The 17,914-nt window shown below is 71.8% G+C and carries 19 protein-coding genes and 1 pseudogene; 6 read left to right on the forward strand and 14 right to left on the reverse strand.

Translation table 11 applies throughout. The features are described 5' to 3' along the window. Nucleotides 1–20: 20 nt before the first annotated feature. Nucleotides 21–383 carry a hypothetical protein gene (locus tag KUM38_RS06235; protein ID WP_217128255.1) on the reverse strand — a complete coding sequence of 121 codons (363 nt, stop codon included), beginning with the start codon at nt 381–383 and terminating at the stop codon, nt 21–23. Nucleotides 384–1,020: 637 nt separating this feature from the next. Here KUM38_RS06235 and KUM38_RS06240 point away from each other — a divergent pair. Further along, nucleotides 1,021–1,353, forward strand: a complete 333-nt coding sequence (locus tag KUM38_RS06240) for a hypothetical protein (protein ID WP_217128256.1) — start codon at nt 1,021–1,023, stop codon at nt 1,351–1,353. Nucleotides 1,354–1,579: 226 nt separating this feature from the next. Here the strand turns inward: KUM38_RS06240 and KUM38_RS06245 are convergent, their stop codons facing one another. The 3 genes and pseudogenes from KUM38_RS06245 to KUM38_RS06255 form a co-directional block, all read right to left on the reverse strand. After that, the gene (locus tag KUM38_RS06245; protein ID WP_217128257.1) at nt 1,580–1,990 is read right to left on the reverse strand and encodes a PIN domain nuclease; all 411 of its coding nucleotides are present in this window, start codon (nt 1,988–1,990) and stop codon (nt 1,580–1,582) included. Next, nucleotides 1,987–2,196: pseudogene (locus tag KUM38_RS06250) on the reverse strand (type II toxin-antitoxin system VapB family antitoxin); the annotation flags it as partial. The gene KUM38_RS06245 and the pseudogene KUM38_RS06250, both read right to left, overlap by 4 nt. Before the next feature lie 12 nt (nt 2,197–2,208). After that, nucleotides 2,209–4,095 carry a TerD family protein gene (locus tag KUM38_RS06255; protein ID WP_217128258.1) on the reverse strand — a complete coding sequence of 629 codons (1,887 nt, stop codon included), beginning with the start codon at nt 4,093–4,095 and terminating at the stop codon, nt 2,209–2,211. Between the two features lie 281 nt (nt 4,096–4,376). Between KUM38_RS06255 and KUM38_RS06260 the strand changes: the two genes are divergently transcribed. Continuing rightward, the gene (locus tag KUM38_RS06260; protein WP_217128259.1) at nt 4,377–4,613 is read left to right on the forward strand and encodes a hypothetical protein; all 237 of its coding nucleotides are present in this window, start codon (nt 4,377–4,379) and stop codon (nt 4,611–4,613) included. A 251-nt stretch (nt 4,614–4,864) separates the two neighbouring features. Here KUM38_RS06260 and KUM38_RS06265 read toward each other — a convergent pair whose 3' ends face one another. Continuing rightward, entirely contained in the window at nt 4,865–5,524 is a 660-nt protein-coding gene (locus KUM38_RS06265) for an SCO4225 family membrane protein (RefSeq protein ID WP_217128260.1), read from the reverse strand. Nucleotides 5,525–5,734: 210 nt separating this feature from the next. On the opposite strand from KUM38_RS06265, the gene KUM38_RS06270 reads away from it, so the two are divergent. Then, nucleotides 5,735–6,442 (forward strand): response regulator transcription factor, encoded by a 708-nt coding sequence (locus tag KUM38_RS06270; RefSeq protein WP_217128261.1) that lies wholly within the window; start codon nt 5,735–5,737, stop codon nt 6,440–6,442. Here the strand turns inward: KUM38_RS06270 and KUM38_RS06275 are convergent. After that, nucleotides 6,403–8,067, reverse strand: coding sequence for a cell wall metabolism sensor histidine kinase WalK (locus KUM38_RS06275; protein ID WP_217128262.1), 1,665 nt, complete (start codon nt 8,065–8,067; stop codon nt 6,403–6,405). The two genes, KUM38_RS06270 and KUM38_RS06275, sit on opposite strands and share 40 nt — an antisense overlap. A 269-nt stretch (nt 8,068–8,336) precedes the next feature. On the opposite strand from KUM38_RS06275, the gene KUM38_RS06280 reads away from it, so the two are divergent. Continuing rightward, nucleotides 8,337–8,690 (forward strand): SH3 domain-containing protein, encoded by a 354-nt coding sequence (locus KUM38_RS06280; protein WP_254396760.1) that lies wholly within the window; start codon nt 8,337–8,339, stop codon nt 8,688–8,690. Between the two features lie 77 nt (nt 8,691–8,767). On the opposite strand, the gene KUM38_RS06285 is transcribed toward KUM38_RS06280, so the two are convergent. The 5 genes from KUM38_RS06285 to KUM38_RS06305 form a co-directional block, all read right to left on the reverse strand. Beyond that, nucleotides 8,768–9,997: an ABC transporter permease gene (locus KUM38_RS06285; RefSeq protein WP_217128263.1), complete on the reverse strand. Its 1,230-nt coding sequence runs from the start codon at nt 9,995–9,997 to the stop codon at nt 8,768–8,770. After that, nucleotides 9,994–10,716: an ABC transporter ATP-binding protein gene (locus KUM38_RS06290; protein ID WP_217128264.1), complete on the reverse strand. Its 723-nt coding sequence runs from the start codon at nt 10,714–10,716 to the stop codon at nt 9,994–9,996. Before KUM38_RS06290 ends, KUM38_RS06285 begins: the two co-directional genes overlap by 4 nt. Next, nucleotides 10,713–11,996 (reverse strand): peptidoglycan-binding protein, encoded by a 1,284-nt coding sequence (locus tag KUM38_RS06295; protein WP_308408910.1) that lies wholly within the window; start codon nt 11,994–11,996, stop codon nt 10,713–10,715. Before KUM38_RS06295 ends, KUM38_RS06290 begins: the two co-directional genes overlap by 4 nt. Before the next feature lie 14 nt (nt 11,997–12,010). Further along, nucleotides 12,011–12,583, reverse strand: a complete 573-nt coding sequence (locus KUM38_RS06300; RefSeq protein ID WP_217128265.1) for a hypothetical protein — start codon at nt 12,581–12,583, stop codon at nt 12,011–12,013. A 91-nt stretch (nt 12,584–12,674) separates the two neighbouring features. Next, the gene (locus KUM38_RS06305; RefSeq protein ID WP_217128266.1) at nt 12,675–13,097 is read right to left on the reverse strand and encodes a hypothetical protein; all 423 of its coding nucleotides are present in this window, start codon (nt 13,095–13,097) and stop codon (nt 12,675–12,677) included. Between the two features lie 325 nt (nt 13,098–13,422). Here KUM38_RS06305 and KUM38_RS06310 point away from each other — a divergent pair, with 325 nt between their 5' ends. Both KUM38_RS06310 and KUM38_RS06315 read left to right on the forward strand, forming a co-directional pair. Then, nucleotides 13,423–14,184 carry an SDR family oxidoreductase gene (locus KUM38_RS06310; protein WP_217128267.1) on the forward strand — a complete coding sequence of 254 codons (762 nt, stop codon included), beginning with the start codon at nt 13,423–13,425 and terminating at the stop codon, nt 14,182–14,184. 53 nt (nt 14,185–14,237) lie between these two features. Further along, the gene (locus KUM38_RS06315) at nt 14,238–14,981 is read left to right on the forward strand and encodes an SDR family oxidoreductase (RefSeq protein ID WP_217128268.1); all 744 of its coding nucleotides are present in this window, start codon (nt 14,238–14,240) and stop codon (nt 14,979–14,981) included. Here the strand turns inward: KUM38_RS06315 and KUM38_RS06320 are convergent. The 3 genes from KUM38_RS06320 to KUM38_RS06330 all read right to left on the reverse strand — a co-directional run bounded on the left by KUM38_RS06320 (nt 14,966) and on the right by KUM38_RS06330 (nt 17,861). Continuing rightward, nucleotides 14,966–15,856 carry a LysR family transcriptional regulator gene (locus KUM38_RS06320; protein ID WP_217128269.1) on the reverse strand — a complete coding sequence of 297 codons (891 nt, stop codon included), beginning with the start codon at nt 15,854–15,856 and terminating at the stop codon, nt 14,966–14,968. The genes KUM38_RS06315 and KUM38_RS06320 overlap by 16 nt on opposite strands. Before the next feature lie 161 nt (nt 15,857–16,017). Continuing rightward, the gene (locus KUM38_RS06325) at nt 16,018–17,007 is read right to left on the reverse strand and encodes an NAD(P)-dependent alcohol dehydrogenase (RefSeq protein WP_217128270.1); all 990 of its coding nucleotides are present in this window, start codon (nt 17,005–17,007) and stop codon (nt 16,018–16,020) included. Nucleotides 17,008–17,165: 158 nt separating this feature from the next. Beyond that, nucleotides 17,166–17,861 (reverse strand): TetR/AcrR family transcriptional regulator, encoded by a 696-nt coding sequence (locus tag KUM38_RS06330; RefSeq protein WP_217128271.1) that lies wholly within the window; start codon nt 17,859–17,861, stop codon nt 17,166–17,168. Nucleotides 17,862–17,914: the final 53 nt, after the last annotated feature.

Here is a 17,914-nt window from a genome sequence, read left to right on the forward strand (position 1 = left end):
GGGGGGGGCGAAGGCCGACGTCATCCCTCGCGGTGCTGAGCGAACACCTGCTGCTGCTCGTCCCGCCAACTCCAGTTGGCCGGCCGGGAGAAGGGCAGGCTTCGGGCAAGACCGGAGAACTGGTCGGATGGCTCCCGGCTGGCCTTGTTCACCACGATCGCCGAGAGCATCGGCGCTCGTCCGTCCTCGTTGCGATAGAGGCAGACATCCTTGAGCAGGTAAGTCATGACTCCGTGGTGAGGCGGAACGGAGTCAAAGCCCTGTGTCGCCAACTCGGCACTCAGGTCCCCGTACGTGATGGTCTGGCCCTGCCGGGCCCGCTTCCGCAGGATCTCCACGGCCGCTTCGACCGCTGCCGGGTACTCCGGATCCTTGATCCTCATTGTCCCTCCCCCATCGCGTGGACACTGCCCAGCCTGCGCATCGTACCGGCCGGACATCGGCCCGGTACCGCTACAAGGGATACAGCAGCGAAGTACAGCGAACTTCCTGACCTCAGCCGACTACCAACAGCCATCAGATGCCTTCCGACCAGCCACTGATCCTCGATGGACCTTCTGCCGGCAGTTTGGGACGAAGAGGCGCGCGACCGGCGCTGACAGGTCTCGCTCCTGGCCATCGACGAAGCCCGGCCGTCGGTTGGGTCCCGGGCTGTTCCCGGGCCGCCCCCAGACAGAACCGGGGATGCAACTGCACTACAGAGCTGGGCACCTCGGATGCCGGCCGCGCGCCCGCGACCCTAGCCGTAGCCACTGACAAGGGCCTGCCCATGAGAAGCCAGTGGGCGTCGGCGCCGGGCCGTCCCTGGGCTGTCCGGGGCCGCTCACCAGCGGCCAAGGACGACCAACGACGACCACCAGGCGCGCAAGCCCGACGCCCCTGACCAGCGAAAACCCAGCTCCCCAAGATCCCCGGCAAGACCCAGGGCAAGAAGACACCTGTGAGCGAAGAGCCTTGACCACGTATGACCGCGCAGGGCACGAGCGGCTGTCCAACGGCACGGCGTGTGCATCATGAGGCATGGGGATTGATCTGGAGCTGCACTCATCACGGCCGGCACGCAAGGACTGGCGCGCGACACTCCTGCAGAGCTCCTACGGGCACGGCGACGCTCTGGCCGATGCGCTCGGCTCGCTTCAGCTCCTCGGAGTACCCGGGAGACTCACTGCCGTCGATCTGTACGGGGATACGTTGATGAACGAGCAGGAGGCCGCGGCCGCCGTCCGCGAGATCGGCGATCTGAAGCAACGATGCGGTGACGAGCGTCAGCTCGCCGCATGGGACGACCTCGCAAGGATGCTGAGTGAGTGCGCAGCCACTCCAGGTAGTCACCTGTGGTTCGCGGGCGACTGAAGCTCGCATCGCGTCTGCCGGGCGAGTGTCTGACTGCGTGACAGCGCCGACGGACAAGCACGAACGCCTGCGGACCATCGGAGCAGGTGAGAGCCGCAGCGGCCCAAGGTCAGACGCTCATCCAAGTTGCTTCGGGACGAAGAAGGTCGTGGGTTCACATCCCGCCACCCCGACACAGTCGGGGGGCGTCTACTCGTGTGAGTAGGCGCCCTCCGGCGTTCCCGCCTCACCCCTTGAAGTCGATCATGCGGACGGGCTGCCCGGTGGCGCGGGCGATGGTTTCGAAGTCCCGGTCGTAGTGCGGCAACGTGAGCCCTGCCTCTTCCGCGGCTGCGGCCACGAGAAGGTCGACGGCTCCGGCGCTGCGATGTTCACCCTTGGCAGTGAGCTCACGCTGGACGACTCGGGCGCGGCGGTAGATGCCGTTGGGCATGGGGCACCAAGCGAACTGGTTCAGTCGTTCCTGGATGGCCGCGCGGTCCTTGTCTGAACATGCGGAGTGGAGCAGCTCCAGTTCAGTGAGGTCACACAGGGCGACCGGTCCGGCGGCCATCCGCTGCTCCCACTCTGCGGTCGCCTGACGCAGCAGTACGCGAGCCAGGGCCGACGTGTCCATGAGGTAGTCGGCCACACTCACCGGGCGGAACCACCTCGGTAGTCGCGCTTGTCCAGCAGGATCTCGGCATCGAGGGCGCCTTCGTCCGCGAGATCCTGCAGCTCGTGCACGGCACGCAGGCGTCGATTGCGGGCCACGATTTCACGTAGGGCGGTGTTGATGGTGTCCCGCTTCGTGGAAGTGCCCAGCTCCTTCGCCGCGGCCTCCAGGGCGTCGTCGTCGAGGTCGTGAGTCCGGGCTCACTCCGCGATGTCGACGCCGTAACCGCGGGCCAGGTCGGCCAGGCCGTGGTCGTAGCCCTGCCCGACGGCACGAAGGCGCCAGCCGTCGCCCCGGCGGTAGATCTCGGCGAGGATCATGGTGCGCTCGGTGGTGGCGGCGTCGAGGGTGGCGCGGGCGGTCGTGGCCGCGCCGATCCCGCGGGTGACGGTGATTTCGACAGCACCGACGTCGGAGAACGTCGCGGCGCCGTCGATCGCGGCGGCGACGGCGACCTGGCTGACCTCCAGGGGCAGCCGCTCCAGGTCAACGGTGACGGCCTGCTCCGTGGGGCCGTCCGTGGCGAGCCGTACGGTGCCGTCCGGGTGCTCGGGTGCGCCGTAGAAGACGAAGTCCTCGTCCCCTGCCACCTGCTCGTGTGCGTCGAGAGCGAAGGCGACGACGTCCACGTCGCAGGCGGTGTGCTGGCCCCACGTCGCGGCCACCGTCCAGGCCGCGTCCGCGTCGGGCAGGTCGATGACGGCGCCTCGGACCAGTATCTCTGCCGTGTCCGGCTGGTTTCCGACCGTGCTCCGCACCGGCTCGGACATCGGCGCGGGGGCGGGTGCGAGGAGCCAGTCGCCGTCGTGCAGGGACAGGCCGAGGGAAGCGATACGGCTCATACGCCGGTCCGCTTCGCCACCGGGCAGCACCACGACGTCGGTCACCTTGGCCGAGAGGTTGACTGCCGCGGAGGCTCCGAGAGCGACCACACGCGAGCGTGCCGCCGCGGCCTCCTCGTGTGTGCCGCCCAGGACCAGGATCCGACGCCCGGCCAGCGCCCTGTCGTCCGCCCTGGTCTCGAGTGCAGTCGGCTCAGTGGCGCGCTGCACCGGAATGCTCGGCGCGGGCGCGGGCGCGGGCGCGGGCGCGGGCGCGGGCCGGGCAGTCGTCGTCCTCTCGGGCTTCTTGGCCGCCCGCCGGTGCTCGGCGGTGCCGGCACGGGCGGTTCCCTTGGCCTGACCGGGCTGTACGTCCTCCAGCAGTCGCAGGTAGGTCGGCTCGTCCACGAGGGGGACGCCCTCGGCTGCGGCGCGACGCAGCTTGCCGGATGCGGCACCGGGATCGTTGGTGACGACGACGCTGGTCTGGCCGCTGACCGAGGTCATCATGTTCAGTCCGGCCGCCACCGAGCGGGCGACCAGTTCCTCACGGGACATCCGGGTGTCCCCGGTGATGGCGACTTTCATCCCCTGCGTCAGGAGCCCGCCCACCCGCAGACGGCCCGGATTGCGATAGGCACAGGGGGTCTTGGGAACGTAGGGCTTGTAGTCCTGGCGGGGTGGACAGGTCAGGAGCGGCAGAGGCAGGCCCAGGTGCTCGGCGGCGCTCAGGGAGCCACGCAGGACACCGGAGAGCACCCGTACGTCGTCCCGCGCGTCGTGGGCCCGCTCCTGGTGTACGCCATAGTGCGCGGCGAGAGTGCCCAGCTTGAGATCGGGCGTCGTGGGCGCGACCAGACGGTTGAGGGCCAGCGTGCACAGGCGTCTGCTCACCGGGACCCAGGAGCGGACACGGGCGAACTCGTGGGCCAAGAAGTCGTAGTCGAACTGCGCGTTGTGGGCGACCAGGACACGGCTGCTCAGCAGTGCCCCCACTCGCGGTGCTATTTCCTCGAAGGTGGGCGCGTCCGCGAGGCGGGCGGGGGTGAGGCCGTGGATGTGCACCGGGCCGGGGTCGCAGCCCGGGTTGAGGAGGGTGGAGAACTCCCCTGTCTGCCGGCCGTGTCCGTCCAGCGTGATGACCGCGAGGGACAGAACACGGTCGTGGCCGGGCCTCAGCCCGGAGGTCTCCACGTCCACCAGCGCCCAGTCATGGAAGTAGTCGGGCAGGGCGGGCCACTTCGGGTTCGACGGCGACAGGGCCAAGCTGAGGCTTCCCTCCCGGGTGAGGCGGACGGCTCGAAGCCCGCCCGCGGTCATGGTCGATCGGGTGGGATTTTCGCATGTTTCGGGTGATGTCCGCGGCAGGTCTGTCATGTGGGGGCCGGTGCGGGCCACGCGGCAGGCCTCCGGCTGTCCGCCCTTGCTGTTCATCCAGGCCGGTGCCGGCGGCAGGCGCCGGACAGCGGCCCACACTGCCGGGCCCTCGGGTCGGACGCACTCGGCGGTGGCACGGGAGACCGCGACACCAGGGCCTCCTGTTACGCGTGGACTTCGGCACGGTGCGGATGCGCGCCTGCGACCTGCGCTCCCATGCCCAGGAGCCGCTGTTCCGGGTGCGGGTGCTCACTGATGACGCGGCGTTGAGCCGGGCGGTGGAGGACGTGCTCGCAGACGTCACGGCGTTGTCCAGGACGGACAGCGGAACCGAACTCGACGGTGCCGGGGTACGGACCCGTGACGACATCGGCCGACTGGCCCGAGCAGCCGGACAACACCTCTGAGGCGCTCGCGGACACGCCGGTTCGCTTTCGTCGTACGCAGCGTCCGCGCGCCGGTCGTCCTCCGAGAGGCCCTCGAACCGCTCGGCGCCCCCGGCCGTGCGTCCGAGCCCCTGGGCGGGTTCGTTCAGGATCGCCTCGTGTGCGTACGGCACAGGCTTCCACCGCCGTGGTTCGAGACCGGCGGTACGCCCACGGCCGCCCGTGAGCAGCACGGTTCCGCACGGTGAGCCGGGGTCGCCGCGGAAGCGCCCCTATGCGGGGCGGGCCCGCAGGCTGCGGGCGAGCAGGCCGATCAGTACGGCGTTGACCAAGCCGGACAGGAGGACACCGGCGGAGAAGACCAGCGGGCTCAGCCAGGTGAGCGAGGAGTGCTCCACGGGTGCCATCACCAGCAGGGCGAGGAAACTGAGCGGCGCCGCGGCCATCAGGGGCCATATTCCGGCGAACCCCGGGTCCGGCAGCACGTACATGGCGTACAGGAAGAAGACCAGCGACGCCGCGACCACGGCGAGGTATCCGCGCGCGAGCCAGTTGTCCACGGCGGGTGCCAGCAGGTTCCGTGACGTCCGTGGGTGAGCGGGTGCGGAGGGTTCCCGGGCCGGCCTCTTGGTGAGGGCGCCGAGCACGGCGGCGTTCACGAGGGCGCACAGGAGGAGACACACCACCCAGAAGCCGGTGGCCAGTGCCTCGGCCGTCCCGCTTCCCTCCGTGCCGGGCCCGAAGGGGAAGACCAGGCCCAGGAAGGAGAGCGGCGCCGTGAGCAGCAGAGGACTCATGGCGTAGGGACTCTCGGGGAAGAGGAACATGACCAGGATGCCGGCGGCGAACACCGCCAGATAGCTCCGGGCGAGCCGACTGTCCGTGACAAGTGCGATGAGTCGCCGCGGGCGCGAGGGGGAGGCAGTCGGCATCGGGGGTCCTTCGGGCCGGTACGGGTCGGTGGTCTCCACAGTGGGCCCGAGGGCACTTCCGGTCATGAGTACGGGCACTCATCACGCCGGGAGTACTTCCGCCCGCACCGTCTTCCCCGCGGTCCGGCGCACGGCCGAGCGGGGCGGTGCGTCGTCATGGGCCGTGTACTACCGTTCGGGAGTACGCGGGATCCTGTTGGGGGAGAATCGGTGAGCGCTCGGATTCTGGTGGCCGAGGACGACGAGAAACAGGCTCGGCTGGTCCGGATCTATCTGGAGCGGGAAGGCAACGCGGTGCAGGTCGTGGGCGACGGCCGGGCGGCGTTGGAAAAGGCCCGCTCGTCGAAACCGGATCTCATCGTTCTCGATGTGATGCTGCCGCTGGTCGACGGACTCGATGTGTGCCGCATTCTGCGGACCGAATCGGATGTTCCCATTCTCCTTCTCACCGCCCGCACCACCGAGGAGGACATGCTCCTCGGCCTCGACCTGGGCGCCGACGACTACCTCACCAAGCCCTACAGCCCTCGCGAGCTGACCGCGCGGGTACGGGCGCTGCTGCGCCGGTCGAGGAAGGCCGCCGGCTCGGCGGAGTCCGCGGTGCTGCGGGTCGGGGCGGTGGTGCTGGACACCGCGCGCTTCGAGGTCCGGGTGGCGGGACAGCCCGTGACCCTGACCGCCAAGGAGTTCGCCATCCTGGAGGCGCTGGCCCGGGAACCGGGCAGGGTCTTCACCCGGGCGCAGATCATCGAGCGCGTCTTCGGCTTCGACCACGACGTGCAGGAGCGGACCGTCGACGCCCATGTGATGAACCTGCGCCGGAAGCTGGAGGCGGACCCCGGGCGCCCGCGCCACCTGGAGACGGTGTACGGCCGGGGCTACCGCCTCAACGACGGTCCGGACCCGGCGTCCTCCTGACGCCCGCCTCCCGGAACCGCGGGCAGTACGACGGTGAACGTGGTGCCCTCCCCGACCGTGCTGCGCACCTCGATCGTTCCCCGGTGGTCGGTCACGATCTGGCGGGCGATGGACAGGCCCAGGCCGCTCCCCCCGGTCGCCCGGCCCCGGGACGCGTCCGCCCGCCAGAAGCGGTCGAAGAGGTGCGGCAGGTCCTTCTCCGCTATCCCCTTGCCGGTGTCCCGCACCTCGACGACGGCCAGTTCGCGCCGGGGGAGCAGGGCCAGGGTCACGCTGCCGCCCGCCGCGGTCGCCCGCAACGCGTTGCCGACCAGGTTGCCGAAGACCTGACGCAGGCGGTCGGGGTCGGCGGTCACGAACACCGTTCCGCTCGCCTCCAGTTCGAGCCGGACGCCGGACGCCTCGGCCTGGGCGCGGTGGGCGGTGCGGGCGGTCTCCAGCAGCTCCCCCAGGTCGACCTCGGTGGGGTGGTAGGTGAGCGCGCCGGCTTCCGCCAGCGCGAGGTCCTGGAGGTCGTCCACGATCCGCTGCTGCAGCATCGCCTCCTCGTGCAGGGAGGAGAGCAGTTCGGGGGTCGGTTCGACGACGTCGTCCCGCAGGGCCTCCAGGTAGCCGCGCAGATTGGCCAGCGGGGTGCGCAGTTCGTGTGCGATGTCGCCGATGAGGCGGCGCTGGCGCTCCTCGCCGGCCTGGAGCGAGTCGGCCATGCGGTTGAAGGCGCCGCCGAGTTGCGCGATCTCGTCCCGGCCGGAGACGGGGACGCGGCGCTCCAGGTCGCCTTCGCCGAGCCCCTTCGCGGCCAGTGTGATGGCCCGGACGGGGCGCAGCACGGCCCTGCTCAGGAGCAGGGCGCCGAGGATGGCGGCGAGGGCGACCCCCACCGCGACGGCCACGGTGGGCGCGGCGGCCAGGGTGGGGGGTGACTCGTCGCGCACGCCCAGGCGGATCTCCAGGCGGGGCGGGGCGACGGAAGCGGTCCGTTCGTCGAACACCCGTTGCAGGCAGGCGGTGGGCCGCCGGTCGGTCCCGCACGGCTGGACCGCCTCGACGTCCCGTGAGGTCGGCGGGTTCGCTCCCGGCTTCGGTTCGTCGCACTGCGCGGGCCGCCGGCCGGGGCTGATCTCGGGCACCCCGATGTCGTCCGCGGCGGCCGTCGGCTCCGCTCCGGCCCGGGTCAGGCAGGTCGCGTACGCCACGGCCGCGCGGTAGTCGGCGATCGCCGTGGCGGTGAGTTTCACCGAGGTCCGCGGCGCCCGGCCCGCCGGGAACCGCAGGACGGGGCGCGGGTCGACCAGGACCGCGGGCCGGCTGCTCAGCGCACGGGGGTCCCGGCCGGCGAGGGCGTCGGAGTCGGCGAGCAGGACGTCCGACTCCGTGACGACCCGGATGCGCTGGCCGGTGTCCCGGGCGAGTTCGGCCACCGTGGGCGAGAGCCCTTCCCAGGTGCCGTGCGCGAACCCGTACGCGCGCAGGGCGCCGGTGATCCGGGAGACCTCCTGCTCACCGGCCGTGACGGTCTCCTGGACCTGACGGTTGGCCTGGCGCAGCGTCAGCCACGCGGTGGCGGCGGTGGCGGCCAACGCCACCAGCATGAGCATGCCGAGGACGCGGAACCGGAAGCTCACCGTGCCTCCTTCATTCGTTTCCGGATTTCAAGAGGGCGTCATGGGCCAACATCATCGGTAAATGTCCTATTTCTTTCACTTTGATGTTTTCCGGCCTCTCGTGAATAAAAAGTAGCCACTTGTTGGCGGAATCATTTCTTCACCCTATTTCGGGGGTGATCGTACAGAGAGCCGCTCGCGTCCCTGTGGATACGGGCGCCGCCGCTTTCGCCCCGGCACCGTCCGGCACGCGAGCGCGGCACTGACACACGACAACGAGGGGGTTCATCATGAAACGACTCGCGGCACTCGCACCCGTGCTCGCGGCCGTCGCCGTGGCGGTTCCGCTGTCGCTGGCGACGCCGGCCGCCGCGCACGCCTCGTGCGGCACGACCGTCTCCGACAAGGACGGCAGTTCGTGGGGGAAGACGGCCGACGGGGCCAACGAGCGCAGTGGTTCCAGCACCAGCTGTACGATCAAGGGCGTCGCCTACAACACGCAGTCGCTGGACTACCACTGCTACACCGTCGGCAACGACGGCTACACGTGGACGTACGTCAGAAACGACGCCACCGGCGTCACCGGCTGGATCCGTGACGACCTGCTGAGCGACGGCGGCAGCTACGTCCACTGCGGCTTCTGACGCCCCCTTCGCCGTACCGAGCACCACGCGGTGACACACGCCGCCGGGTGGCCCCGACCGGGGACGCCCGGCGGCGTTCACGTACCGGACAGCGCCTCCGTCGGAGACAGCCTGCTCGCGCGGACCGCCGGATACAGGCCGGCGATCACGCCGATGGCCAGGGTCGAGGCGATGCCCGCCAGGCTCGCCCACGCCGGGACCACCGTCGGCCAGTCGCGACTGAGGGCGTATCCCGCCGTGATCAGCGTCCCGAGGACCGTTCCGCCCAGGCCGCCGATGAGGGACAGCAGCAGTGACTCCGTCACGAACTGGGTGCGGATCTGGCCCTTGGTCGCCCCGAGGGCACGCCGGAGACCGATCTCGGGACGCCGTTCCAGCACCGAGATGACCATGGTGTTGCCCACGCCCACACCGCCGACGAGCAGGGCGACCCCGCCGAGACCGAGCAGCAGCCCGGTCAGCGCCGACTCGGTGGCCTCACGGGCCGCGAGCGCGTCGGAGGGCCGTGAGATCCGTACCTCACCCGGCTTCTCCGGGTACGCCGTGGCCGGGAGCACCGCCCGCACCGCCGCGACCCGGCTGTCCTCCGCGCGGACGTACACCGTCGACGGATGGCCGTCGAAGCGCAGGTAGGTCCGGGCCGCCGACCATCCGACCAGGGCGGCGCTGTCGAGTTCCGGCGCCAGCGGTACCGGATCGAGCACGCCGATCAGCGAGAACCAGCGCCCTCCGAGCCAGACCCGGGTGCCGGGCGTGTACACGTCGAGCCGCTGGGCGGCGGTGGCGCCGAGCACCACCGCCGGGTACTCGTCGGTCGCGGAGTCCAGCCAGCGTCCCCTGCGGACCTGCCCGCCGACCGCCGGCAGGAGGTCGGTGCCGGCCGCGAGCACGGTCAGGGAACCGGTCCGGCCGATGGCGATGTGGTCGTTGCGGTAGACGTGCGCGTCGGTCGCGCCGGTGGCGGCCGCCTGCCGCACGGGAGGGATCCGGCGGACCATCGAGACGGCCTCGTACGGCAGCCGGGCCTTCTCGCCCGTCAGGGACTCGCCCGGAGCCACCCGCAGCAGATTCGTGCCGAGGGCGTCGAGCCGCCGGTCCACCTCCGCCTGTCCGGAGCCGGAGATGCCGACCACCGCGATCATCGCGGCGACGCCGATGGCGATGCCGAGCGCAGAGAGGAAGACCCGCAGCGGACGCGTCCGCAGACCCGTCCCGCCGAGCCGTACGACGTCCGCGGGCCCGAGCCGGGCGGCCCGCAGCCGGTCGCCCGGGTCCCTCCCGGAGGAGTCAGGGGCTCTGTCCGTCATCGGGGCACCCCGATCGACGAGCCGGCCGACGATCCGGTCGCCGTGTCGGCGACCAGGCGTCCGTCGCGCATCTCGATGCGGCGCGGAAGCTGCGCGGCTATCTCACGGTCGTGCGTGATGACCACGACGGTGGTGCCGGCCGCGTGCAGTTCGCGCAGCAGGGCGAGCACGGCCGCGCCCGACGCGGAGTCGAGGTTGCCGGTCGGCTCGTCCGCGAGCAGGACCGAGGGTTCGCCGACCACGGCACGGGCCACGGCGACCCGCTGCCGCTCACCGCCGGAGAGCTGGTGGGGCAGGTGCCGGACGCGGTGGCTGAGCCCGACCCGGGCCAGCGCCGCCGCGGCCTTGGCCCGGCGCCGCCGCATCGGGACGCCCGCGTAGAGCAGCCCGTCCGCCACCGAGTCCAGGACGGGGACGCCGACCGCGAGGTGGAACTGCTGGAAGACGAAGCCGATCCGGGTGGCCCGCAGTGCGGAGACCTCGCGGTCGGACAGTTCGGCCACGTCGTAGCCGTCGACCAGGACCCGGCCCGAGGTGGGCCGGTCGAGGCTGCCCATGAGGTTGAGCATGCTGGACTTGCCGGAGCCGGACGGGCCGACCACCCCGACCAGTTCTCCGCGTCCGATCCGCAGACTCACGTCGCGGACCGCGGCCACCGGGCCCGGGTACGTCTTCGAGACGGCGTCGAACTCGACGACGGCCGGAGATCCGCCGCTCATTCCGGAATCCTCACCTTCAGTCCCGCGCGCACCGCGGAACCGCTCACTTCCACCTTGCCGTCGGCGAACAGTCCGGTCTTCACGGCGATGAAGCCGCCGTCCGCCGTCTCCAGCCCGTGACCGCCCTCCGCGAGCGCCACCAGCGCGGCGACCGGGACGGTCAGCACGTCCTTGGCCTCGCGGCCGACGTACTCGACGGTGACGGGACCGCTCTCCAGCCGCCCCACGGACTTCTGGTCCTTGATCGTGACGGTCACCGGCACGGTCGCTCCGCCCTGTTCCGCACCGTCCTCGCCGGAACCGCCCTCGGGCGCACTGGCCTGCCTGCCCACCGACGCCACCTCGCCCCGTACGGTCCTGCCGTCGGGCAACCGGACCCGGACGGCCGTGCCGCGTACGGCCCAGGAGGCGTCGGCGGCGGAGGCGTTGACCACGACCTTGCGGGCCGTCCCGGTGTACGTGAGGGCGTTCTCCGTGACGGCTTCGCCGAGCCGGACGCCCGGTCGGCCGATCCGCACCTTGCCGGCGGAGTAGATGACGTCACCGATGCCGACCGTGCCGGTCTCGGGCATCCCGAGCGACTTCTGCCACCGTTCGACGGCGTCGGCGGTCTTGGCGGTGAACGTCTCGTCCACCGTGAAACCGGTGTGGCCGAGTGCGGCCAGGTTCGTCTCGAACTGCAGGACGTCCATGCCCTTGAGCTCCGTCACCGTGGCGGCCCCGGCCCCGGTCCCGGCCCCGGTCGGCGTCGGCGTCGCGGCAGGGCCCGCGGCGGCGGTGTCGTCGGTCCCGCCGTCCGGCTTGCCCTCACCGGAAGCCGCTTCCCCGTCCGCGGCGCCGGCCCCGGACTCGGCGCCGGCCCCGGACTCGGCGGTGGTCAGTCCCAGGTCCCGGTACATGGGCAGCGACCCGTACAGCAGCACCACCGGGCGGTCGTCGACACGCAGCAGCGTGTCGCCGCGCTCCACCGTGGTCCCCGCTTCGGGCAGCCCGGTCACGGTCCCGGTCGCCTTGACCGGCAGGGGTATCTCCGTGCCGTACCCCAACTGTCCGTCCACCTCGGTGCGTTCGGTCAGCGTGGCCCGGGTCACCGGAACCAGCGAACCGGCCCGGGGCGGTGCGCTCGGGCCCTCGTCCTCGCCGCCGCCGAGGCCCAGGGCGCCCACCACGGCGACCGCCGCCACGACGACCACGGCCAGGGCGATCAGCGCCGTACGCCGCCCCCGTCCGCCGCGCGGCGGTTCGGACACCGTCCCGGACTCGTCATCGATCCGCGTCACCGTATCCGCCACGGTCAGCCCTTGCCGGGGCCCGCGGACTCCGGCACGCCCACGATCGGCCCGCAGATCCGGATGGCCCGCTTCGCACCGGCGGAGCTCTGGTCCCAGTCCCCCTGCCCGAGGCCGTCGGGGCCCGGGTCGGGGAAGTCGGCGGCCCCGTTCTCCTGCATGCACTTCGCGTACTGCTGCTTCACCTTGATCTGCTCGGCGGTGAGCTTGGACTGGTTGTCCTTCTCGATGCTCTCGGGCACGGCCGCCAGGTGGTCGGCGCACTTCTCCGTGGCGGCCTGGAACTTCGCGTCCTTCTTCAGGGCCCGGTTGTCACCGAAGTCGATGTTCCCCTTGTCGTCCGGGTCCGGAGCGTCGACCCCGTTCTCCCGCAGGCACTTCACGTACTCGCGTTGTGCCTGCACATAGGCGGCCACGTCGTCCCCGCCGCCCTGCGCGTCCGAGCCGGCGGACTGCGTGGTCGCGCCGCCGCTCGCGGCCGTCGGGATGTCCGACTCGCCCTCGTCGCCCCCGCAGCCGGTCAACGCCAGCGCCATGACCGAGGCCACCGCGGCCAGCAGTACCCGATTCGCCCTCACCGGTTCTCCCGCTCTCTGTCGTACCCGTCCGCGGACGCGGCGGGCAGACCGACCGTAGGACGGGTCCGATGAAGAACTCTTGAAGAACCTGTCAGCCGGCCGTGCGGCCGCGGAAGCATCGCGCCCGGCGCGGCGGCGGTGGCGGCACCGGAGCACGGACAGTACGTCCACCAGGAGCAGGCCCCGCCCCCGTCAGGGCCAGGGCCGTGTACACGGTGACCAGGGTCGGGAACGGCCAGGGGCCCAGGGTGCCGACCGTGTCCGGGGTCGCGTCCGACGTCTGCGTGAGCTTCTCCGGTGCCGCCGTCGGGGTGGCGCCGGTGAGCCGGCGTTGCAGGTCGCCGAGGAGGGGGCCGCTCAGTCCGACGAACACCGCGCCGGCCACGGTGACCAGGGCGGTCGCGGCCGTGGTCCACAGGGTGGAGCGCAGGCCGGTGAACTTGGTCCGTTCGAAGGCCAGGGCCTCCCGGAAGCCGGGGGCGGGGTGACGTGCGTACCCCACGGGCGTGGTCATCGCAGTGGCTCCCTGGCGTCGGTGTCGGTGGCTCTCCGGTATTCGACGGCCTCTCCCGTCATCGCCGTGCAGACCTCCTTCAGGGAGGAGCGGAGGCGAGCGCGGCGATCACGCCCGTACGAACGGTCCGCGCCCGGCGCACGCGGGCCATAGGTATGTCCTATGGCCCTTGCTGACATTTCGTCTTTGCCTCTCTTTCTCTTCCGGATCTACGGTGAAACAGCTCGACGAGGCGCTAGGCGCGAGATTTTCGAAGATTCTCCTTCCGCGCCCGAAGGACGTTTTCCGTCGAGCGCAGACATACGCGATCGAGAGGGTCATCGGCATGCCCACAAGCGGGAACGGAATGCGGGAACTCGCGGGAAAGCGAGCCTTGGTCACGGGTGGTTCGCGCGGAATCGGAGCGGCCGTCGTGCGCCGGTTCCTGGACGCCGGCGCCGAGGTGCTCACGACCGCCAGGTCGGCGACGAGCACCGTGCCCGAGGGCGCCCACTTCGTGGCGTCCGACGTACGGACCCGGGCGGGGATCGACGCGCTCGCCACGGCCGCGCAGGAGGTCCTGGGCGGGGTGGACATCCTGGTCCACAACACGGGCGGGGCGCGACCGCACGAGGGCGCCTCGGCCACCCCCGACGAGGAGTGGCAGGACGCGCTCGACCTGAACCTCCTGGCGGCGGTGCGGCTGGACTCGCTGCTGATACCGGGGATGCGTGAACGGCGCTCGGGAGCGATCGTGCACGTCTCCTCGGGCGCGGTGCACACCCCGGGCCCCCAGTTCCTGCACTACACGGCGGCCAAGGCGGCGCTGGAGAACTACAGCCGGGGACTGGCCGTGGAGCTGGCCCCCTCCGGTGTCCGGGTCAACGTCGTGGCTCCCGGCAGAACCGCAACCCCCGGCGGCGAGGCGACGCGGGAGCAGTGGGCGCGCCTGAACGGGGATCCCGGCGCCACCGCCACCGCGCCGCTGGGGCGCGACGGCCGACCCGACGACATCGCCCACGCGGTGCTGTTCCTCGTGTCCGACCGGGCCGGCTGGGTGACCGGGAGCAATATCTCGGTGGACGGCGGCGAATTCATCAGGGGATGACGCTGCGGAATTCCGGAACCGATTTCTGACAAAGAGAACGAAGGGACCCCGACATGGGTGAATACAGTGGCAAGAACGCGGTGGTCACGGGTGGCGGCAGCGGAATCGGGTTCGCGACGGCGAAGCTGCTGGTGGACGGCGGAGCCCGCGTGGTGATCACCGGTCGTTCTCAGACCACGCTCGACGCCGCGCGGGAGCGGCTCGGCGGGAACGCGCTGGCCGTCCGGGGCGATGTGGCCTCACTGTCCGACCTGGACGCCCTGGCCGGCCGTGTGAAGGACGAACTCGGCACGCTCGACGCCCTGTTCGTCAACGCCGGCATCGCAGGCGCCACCCCCTTCGAGTCGACCACCGAGAAGGACTACGACGAGCTGTTCTCGATCAACGTCAAGGGCGCCTACTTCACGGTGCAGAAGCTCGCCCCGCTGCTGGGCACGGGCGCCGGCGTCGTCCTCACCACCTCCGCCGCGAACGTCATGGGCCTGCCGGAGACCAGTGTCTACGCGGCCGGCAAGGCGGCCCTGCGCTCGATGGCCCGCACCCTCTCCCGCGAGCTGCTTCCCCGCGAGATCCGCGTCAACGCGGTCAGTCCCGGCCCCGTCGACACGGGGATCCTGGAGCTCACGATGACGGCGGAAGCCGCCGCGGAGTTCAAGGCCCAGCGGGTCTCGGACAATCCCATGGGGCGCTTCGGCACACCCGAGGAGATCGCCAGGGCGGCCGCGTTCCTCGCCTTCGACGCCACGTACACGGCCGGCGCCGAGCTCGCCGTGGACGGAGGCTACACCCAGCTCTGAGCCGGCTCCGACCAGGTCTCCTGACGCAGGAGTTCGAGCAGGGCGGTCTCCGCCGGGCCCGCGTCCTGCCGGACCACGGCGATGACGGGCTGGGACAGGGCCGGGGACACCGGGCGCACGAGGTGCTCGTACCCCTGCGGCACCGCCGAGGCCGGGACGAGGGTCACCCCCAGCCCGTGGGCGGCCCAGCGCACGGCCGTCGCCGTCTGGGACACGCGGGCGGCCGTGGCCGGGGCCAGACCGTTGTCCCGCAGCACCCTCAGCAGTACGCCGTCGAGCGTGCTGTCGCGGTCGAACCGCACCCACGGCTCCCCGTCCAGTTCGCCCAGCTCGACCCGGTCCGCGGACGCCTGCCGGTGCCCGGCGCCCAGCACCACGACGAGTTCCTCGTCGCCGAGGTGGTGGGCGTCGGCGGGGCCCTGCTCGCACGCCGCCATCAGGGCGAAGTCCAGCAGGCCCCGCCGGCACAGCCGGTCCAGCTCCGCGGCGCTCGGCTCCTCGAAGACGGTGACCTCCAGCCGCGGGAAGCGGCGCCGCAGCGCACCCAGCGCGCGCGGCAACTGCCGTGTGCCGAAGCCCATCTGCACCGCGACCACCAGCTCGCCCACCAGTTCGTCGGCGCCGGCCCGCGCCGTGGCCCTGGCCCGCCGCGACGCGCTCACCGCGACCTCCGCCTCCCGCAGGAACGCGCGGCCGACCGTGGTGGGCACCAGTCCGGTCGGCGTGCGGACGAACAGTTTCACGCCGAGTTCCCGCTCCAGGCCGCGGATCTGCTGGGACACCGACGGCTGGGCGACGTGCAGCAGCTCCGCCGCCGCCGTCACCGAGCCCTGTTCGGCGACGGCCAGGGCGTACTCGAACTGACGAAGGCTCATCGGCGTCCGTCCCTCCCCGCGGTCCACCCGCTGTCATCGCTGCAAGCGTGGGTAACCCGGTTCCGCCGACGGGAATTCCCGGACCCGGGGCCCCGGGGCCCTCGACGACGACGTCCGGCCGGAAGCCGTGAGGCCCACGGGGCGAACCCCCACGGCGGCCGTCACCTCACCGTCAGTACGACCTTGCCGCGGGCGTGTCCTCCTTCCACCAGGCGCACGCCCTCGGCCGCCTCCGCCAGCGGGTACGTCCGGCCGACCACCGGAGTGAGGCGGCCGGACCCGATGAGGGCGGTGACGGCCCGCAGATCCTCCTGGACCGGGCCGGACGGGGCCGCCGGGAGGATCACCCGGAGCCGCTGCCGGACGACCGCGTCGGCCGCGAGCAGTTTCAGCAGCGAGCCCATCGCCCCGAACACGTGGCCGGGTGAGCCGCCGCCGTTGCCCACCAGCGTGCCCGTCGGGGTGAGCGCCCGGCGCAGTCGGCCCAACGGGTGGTTGCCCACGTTGTCCAGGATCACGTCGTAGTGTCCGCGGGCGTCGGTGAAGTCCTCGCGGGCGTAGTCGACGACGTGCGCGGCGCCGAGCGAGCGCACCAGGTCGGCGTTGCGGGCGCCGCACACGCCGGTGACCTCCGCGCCGAGGTCCGCGGCGATCTGCACGGCGAACGTGCCCACTCCACCACCGGCCCCGTTGACCAGCACCCGCTGTCCCGCCCGCGCCCGGCCCACGGTCCGGATGCCGCGCAGGGCCGTCACCGCCCCCATCGGGACGGCCGCGGCCTGCTCGAAGGTCAGGTGCGCGGGTTTGGTGACCAGGAGGTCCTCGGTGGTGCTCGCGTACTCGGCGAAGGCACCCCGGCAGAAGCCCAGCACCTCGTCGCCGGGCTGGAGCCCGCGCACACCGGCGCCGACCGCCTCGACCCGTCCGGCCGCGTCGATCCCGGCCACCCGTGACTTCGGGCGGGTCAGCCCCACGTCCCCGGTCAGCCGGGCCGCGTACGGGTCGCCGCGCAGCATGTGCCAGTCGTAGGGGTTGACCGCGGCGGCGTGCACCCGCACCAGTACCTGGCCGGCCCCGGGCTCGGGGCGGTCGATGTCCGTCGGTTCCAGAATGTCCGGCGGGCCGAAGCGGTCCTGGACGATCGCCTTCATCCGGATCTCCCCCTCATAGGTGTACGGCGTACACCCACCATCATGGGTGTACGCCGTACACCTGGCAAGGGCCGGGAGGAGACAGGAAGGGACCGGGAGGAGACAGGAAGGGGCGGAGCGGAAACCGGGCCGGGCCGGGCCGGGTCGTCCGGGGTGGGTCAGCGCAGCAGCCGGGCCAGGCCGTCCAGCGTCAGATCCAGGGCGAACTCGAACTCGTACTGGTCGTCGCAGCCGGAGCCGACGACGGACTCCTCGTCGTGGGCGACCGCCATGGCCAGTGCGGTGATGTGGGGGTAGCGCGCGGCCATCTCCTCGGGCGGCGGCGCGTCCGGGTCCGGCTCGCGGCCGGGGCCGTCGACGAACAGCTCCTGGGAGAAGCCCAGCAGCCGGCTGCCCATGACGTGCATCGCGTGATGGACCAGGTCGAGCGGGAAGCCCCCGGCCCGGAAGACGCCGATCATCGAGTCCAGGTACGCCATCACCGCGGGGGTCGGCGCGGTCCGCGCCTTCATCCGCGCCTCGATGACCCCGGACGCCCACGGGTGACGCAGCAGCATGCGGCGGGCGGACAGCACCCGCAGCCGGACGGCGGTCTTCCAGTCGGTGTCCTCGGCCGGTGGGTCGATCTCACCGACGAGGACGTCGATCATGCCGTCCAGCAGCTCGTTCTTGTTGGCCACGTGCTTGTACAGCGCCATGGGGACGACGCCGAGCACCTGCGCCAGGTTCCGCATGCTGAGCGCGTCGGCCCCGCCCTCGTCGGCCAGGGCGACGGCGGCGGACAACACCCGCGCCCGGCTCAGGGGGGTGCGGGTCCGGTGGACGGCATCGGCCTGTCCGCTGATCTCCACCATCCCCTTCCAGCCCCGGGTGTACGGCGTCCACCCTAGGCGTCCGCGCCCGTGCC

The organism is Streptomyces sp. AC558_RSS880 (assembly GCF_019049255.1).
GTDB lineage: Bacteria > Actinomycetota > Actinomycetes > Streptomycetales > Streptomycetaceae > Streptomyces.

Bases quoted from the DNA above. Each gene is read 5' to 3' on its own strand.
- KUM38_RS06235 (WP_217128255.1), bottom strand. From the start codon at position 383: ATGAGGATCAAGGATCCGGAGTACCCGGCAGCGGTCGAAGCGGCCGTG.
- KUM38_RS06240 (WP_217128256.1), top strand. From the start codon at position 1,021: ATGGGGATTGATCTGGAGCTGCACTCATCACGGCCGGCACGCAAGGAC.
- KUM38_RS06265 (WP_217128260.1), bottom strand. From the start codon at position 5,524: ATGCCGACTGCCTCCCCCTCGCGCCCGCGGCGACTCATCGCACTTGTC.
- KUM38_RS06280 (WP_254396760.1), top strand. From the start codon at position 8,337: ATGAAACGACTCGCGGCACTCGCACCCGTGCTCGCGGCCGTCGCCGTG.
- KUM38_RS06285 (WP_217128263.1), bottom strand. From the start codon at position 9,997: ATGACGGACAGAGCCCCTGACTCCTCCGGGAGGGACCCGGGCGACCGG.
- KUM38_RS06290 (WP_217128264.1), bottom strand. From the start codon at position 10,716: ATGAGCGGCGGATCTCCGGCCGTCGTCGAGTTCGACGCCGTCTCGAAG.
- KUM38_RS06305 (WP_217128266.1), bottom strand. From the start codon at position 13,097: ATGACCACGCCCGTGGGGTACGCACGTCACCCCGCCCCCGGCTTCCGG.
- KUM38_RS06310 (WP_217128267.1), top strand. From the start codon at position 13,423: ATGCCCACAAGCGGGAACGGAATGCGGGAACTCGCGGGAAAGCGAGCC.
- KUM38_RS06315 (WP_217128268.1), top strand. From the start codon at position 14,238: ATGGGTGAATACAGTGGCAAGAACGCGGTGGTCACGGGTGGCGGCAGC.
- KUM38_RS06320 (WP_217128269.1), bottom strand. From the start codon at position 15,856: ATGAGCCTTCGTCAGTTCGAGTACGCCCTGGCCGTCGCCGAACAGGGC.
- KUM38_RS06325 (WP_217128270.1), bottom strand. From the start codon at position 17,007: ATGAAGGCGATCGTCCAGGACCGCTTCGGCCCGCCGGACATTCTGGAA.
- KUM38_RS06330 (WP_217128271.1), bottom strand. From the start codon at position 17,861: ATGGTGGAGATCAGCGGACAGGCCGATGCCGTCCACCGGACCCGCACC.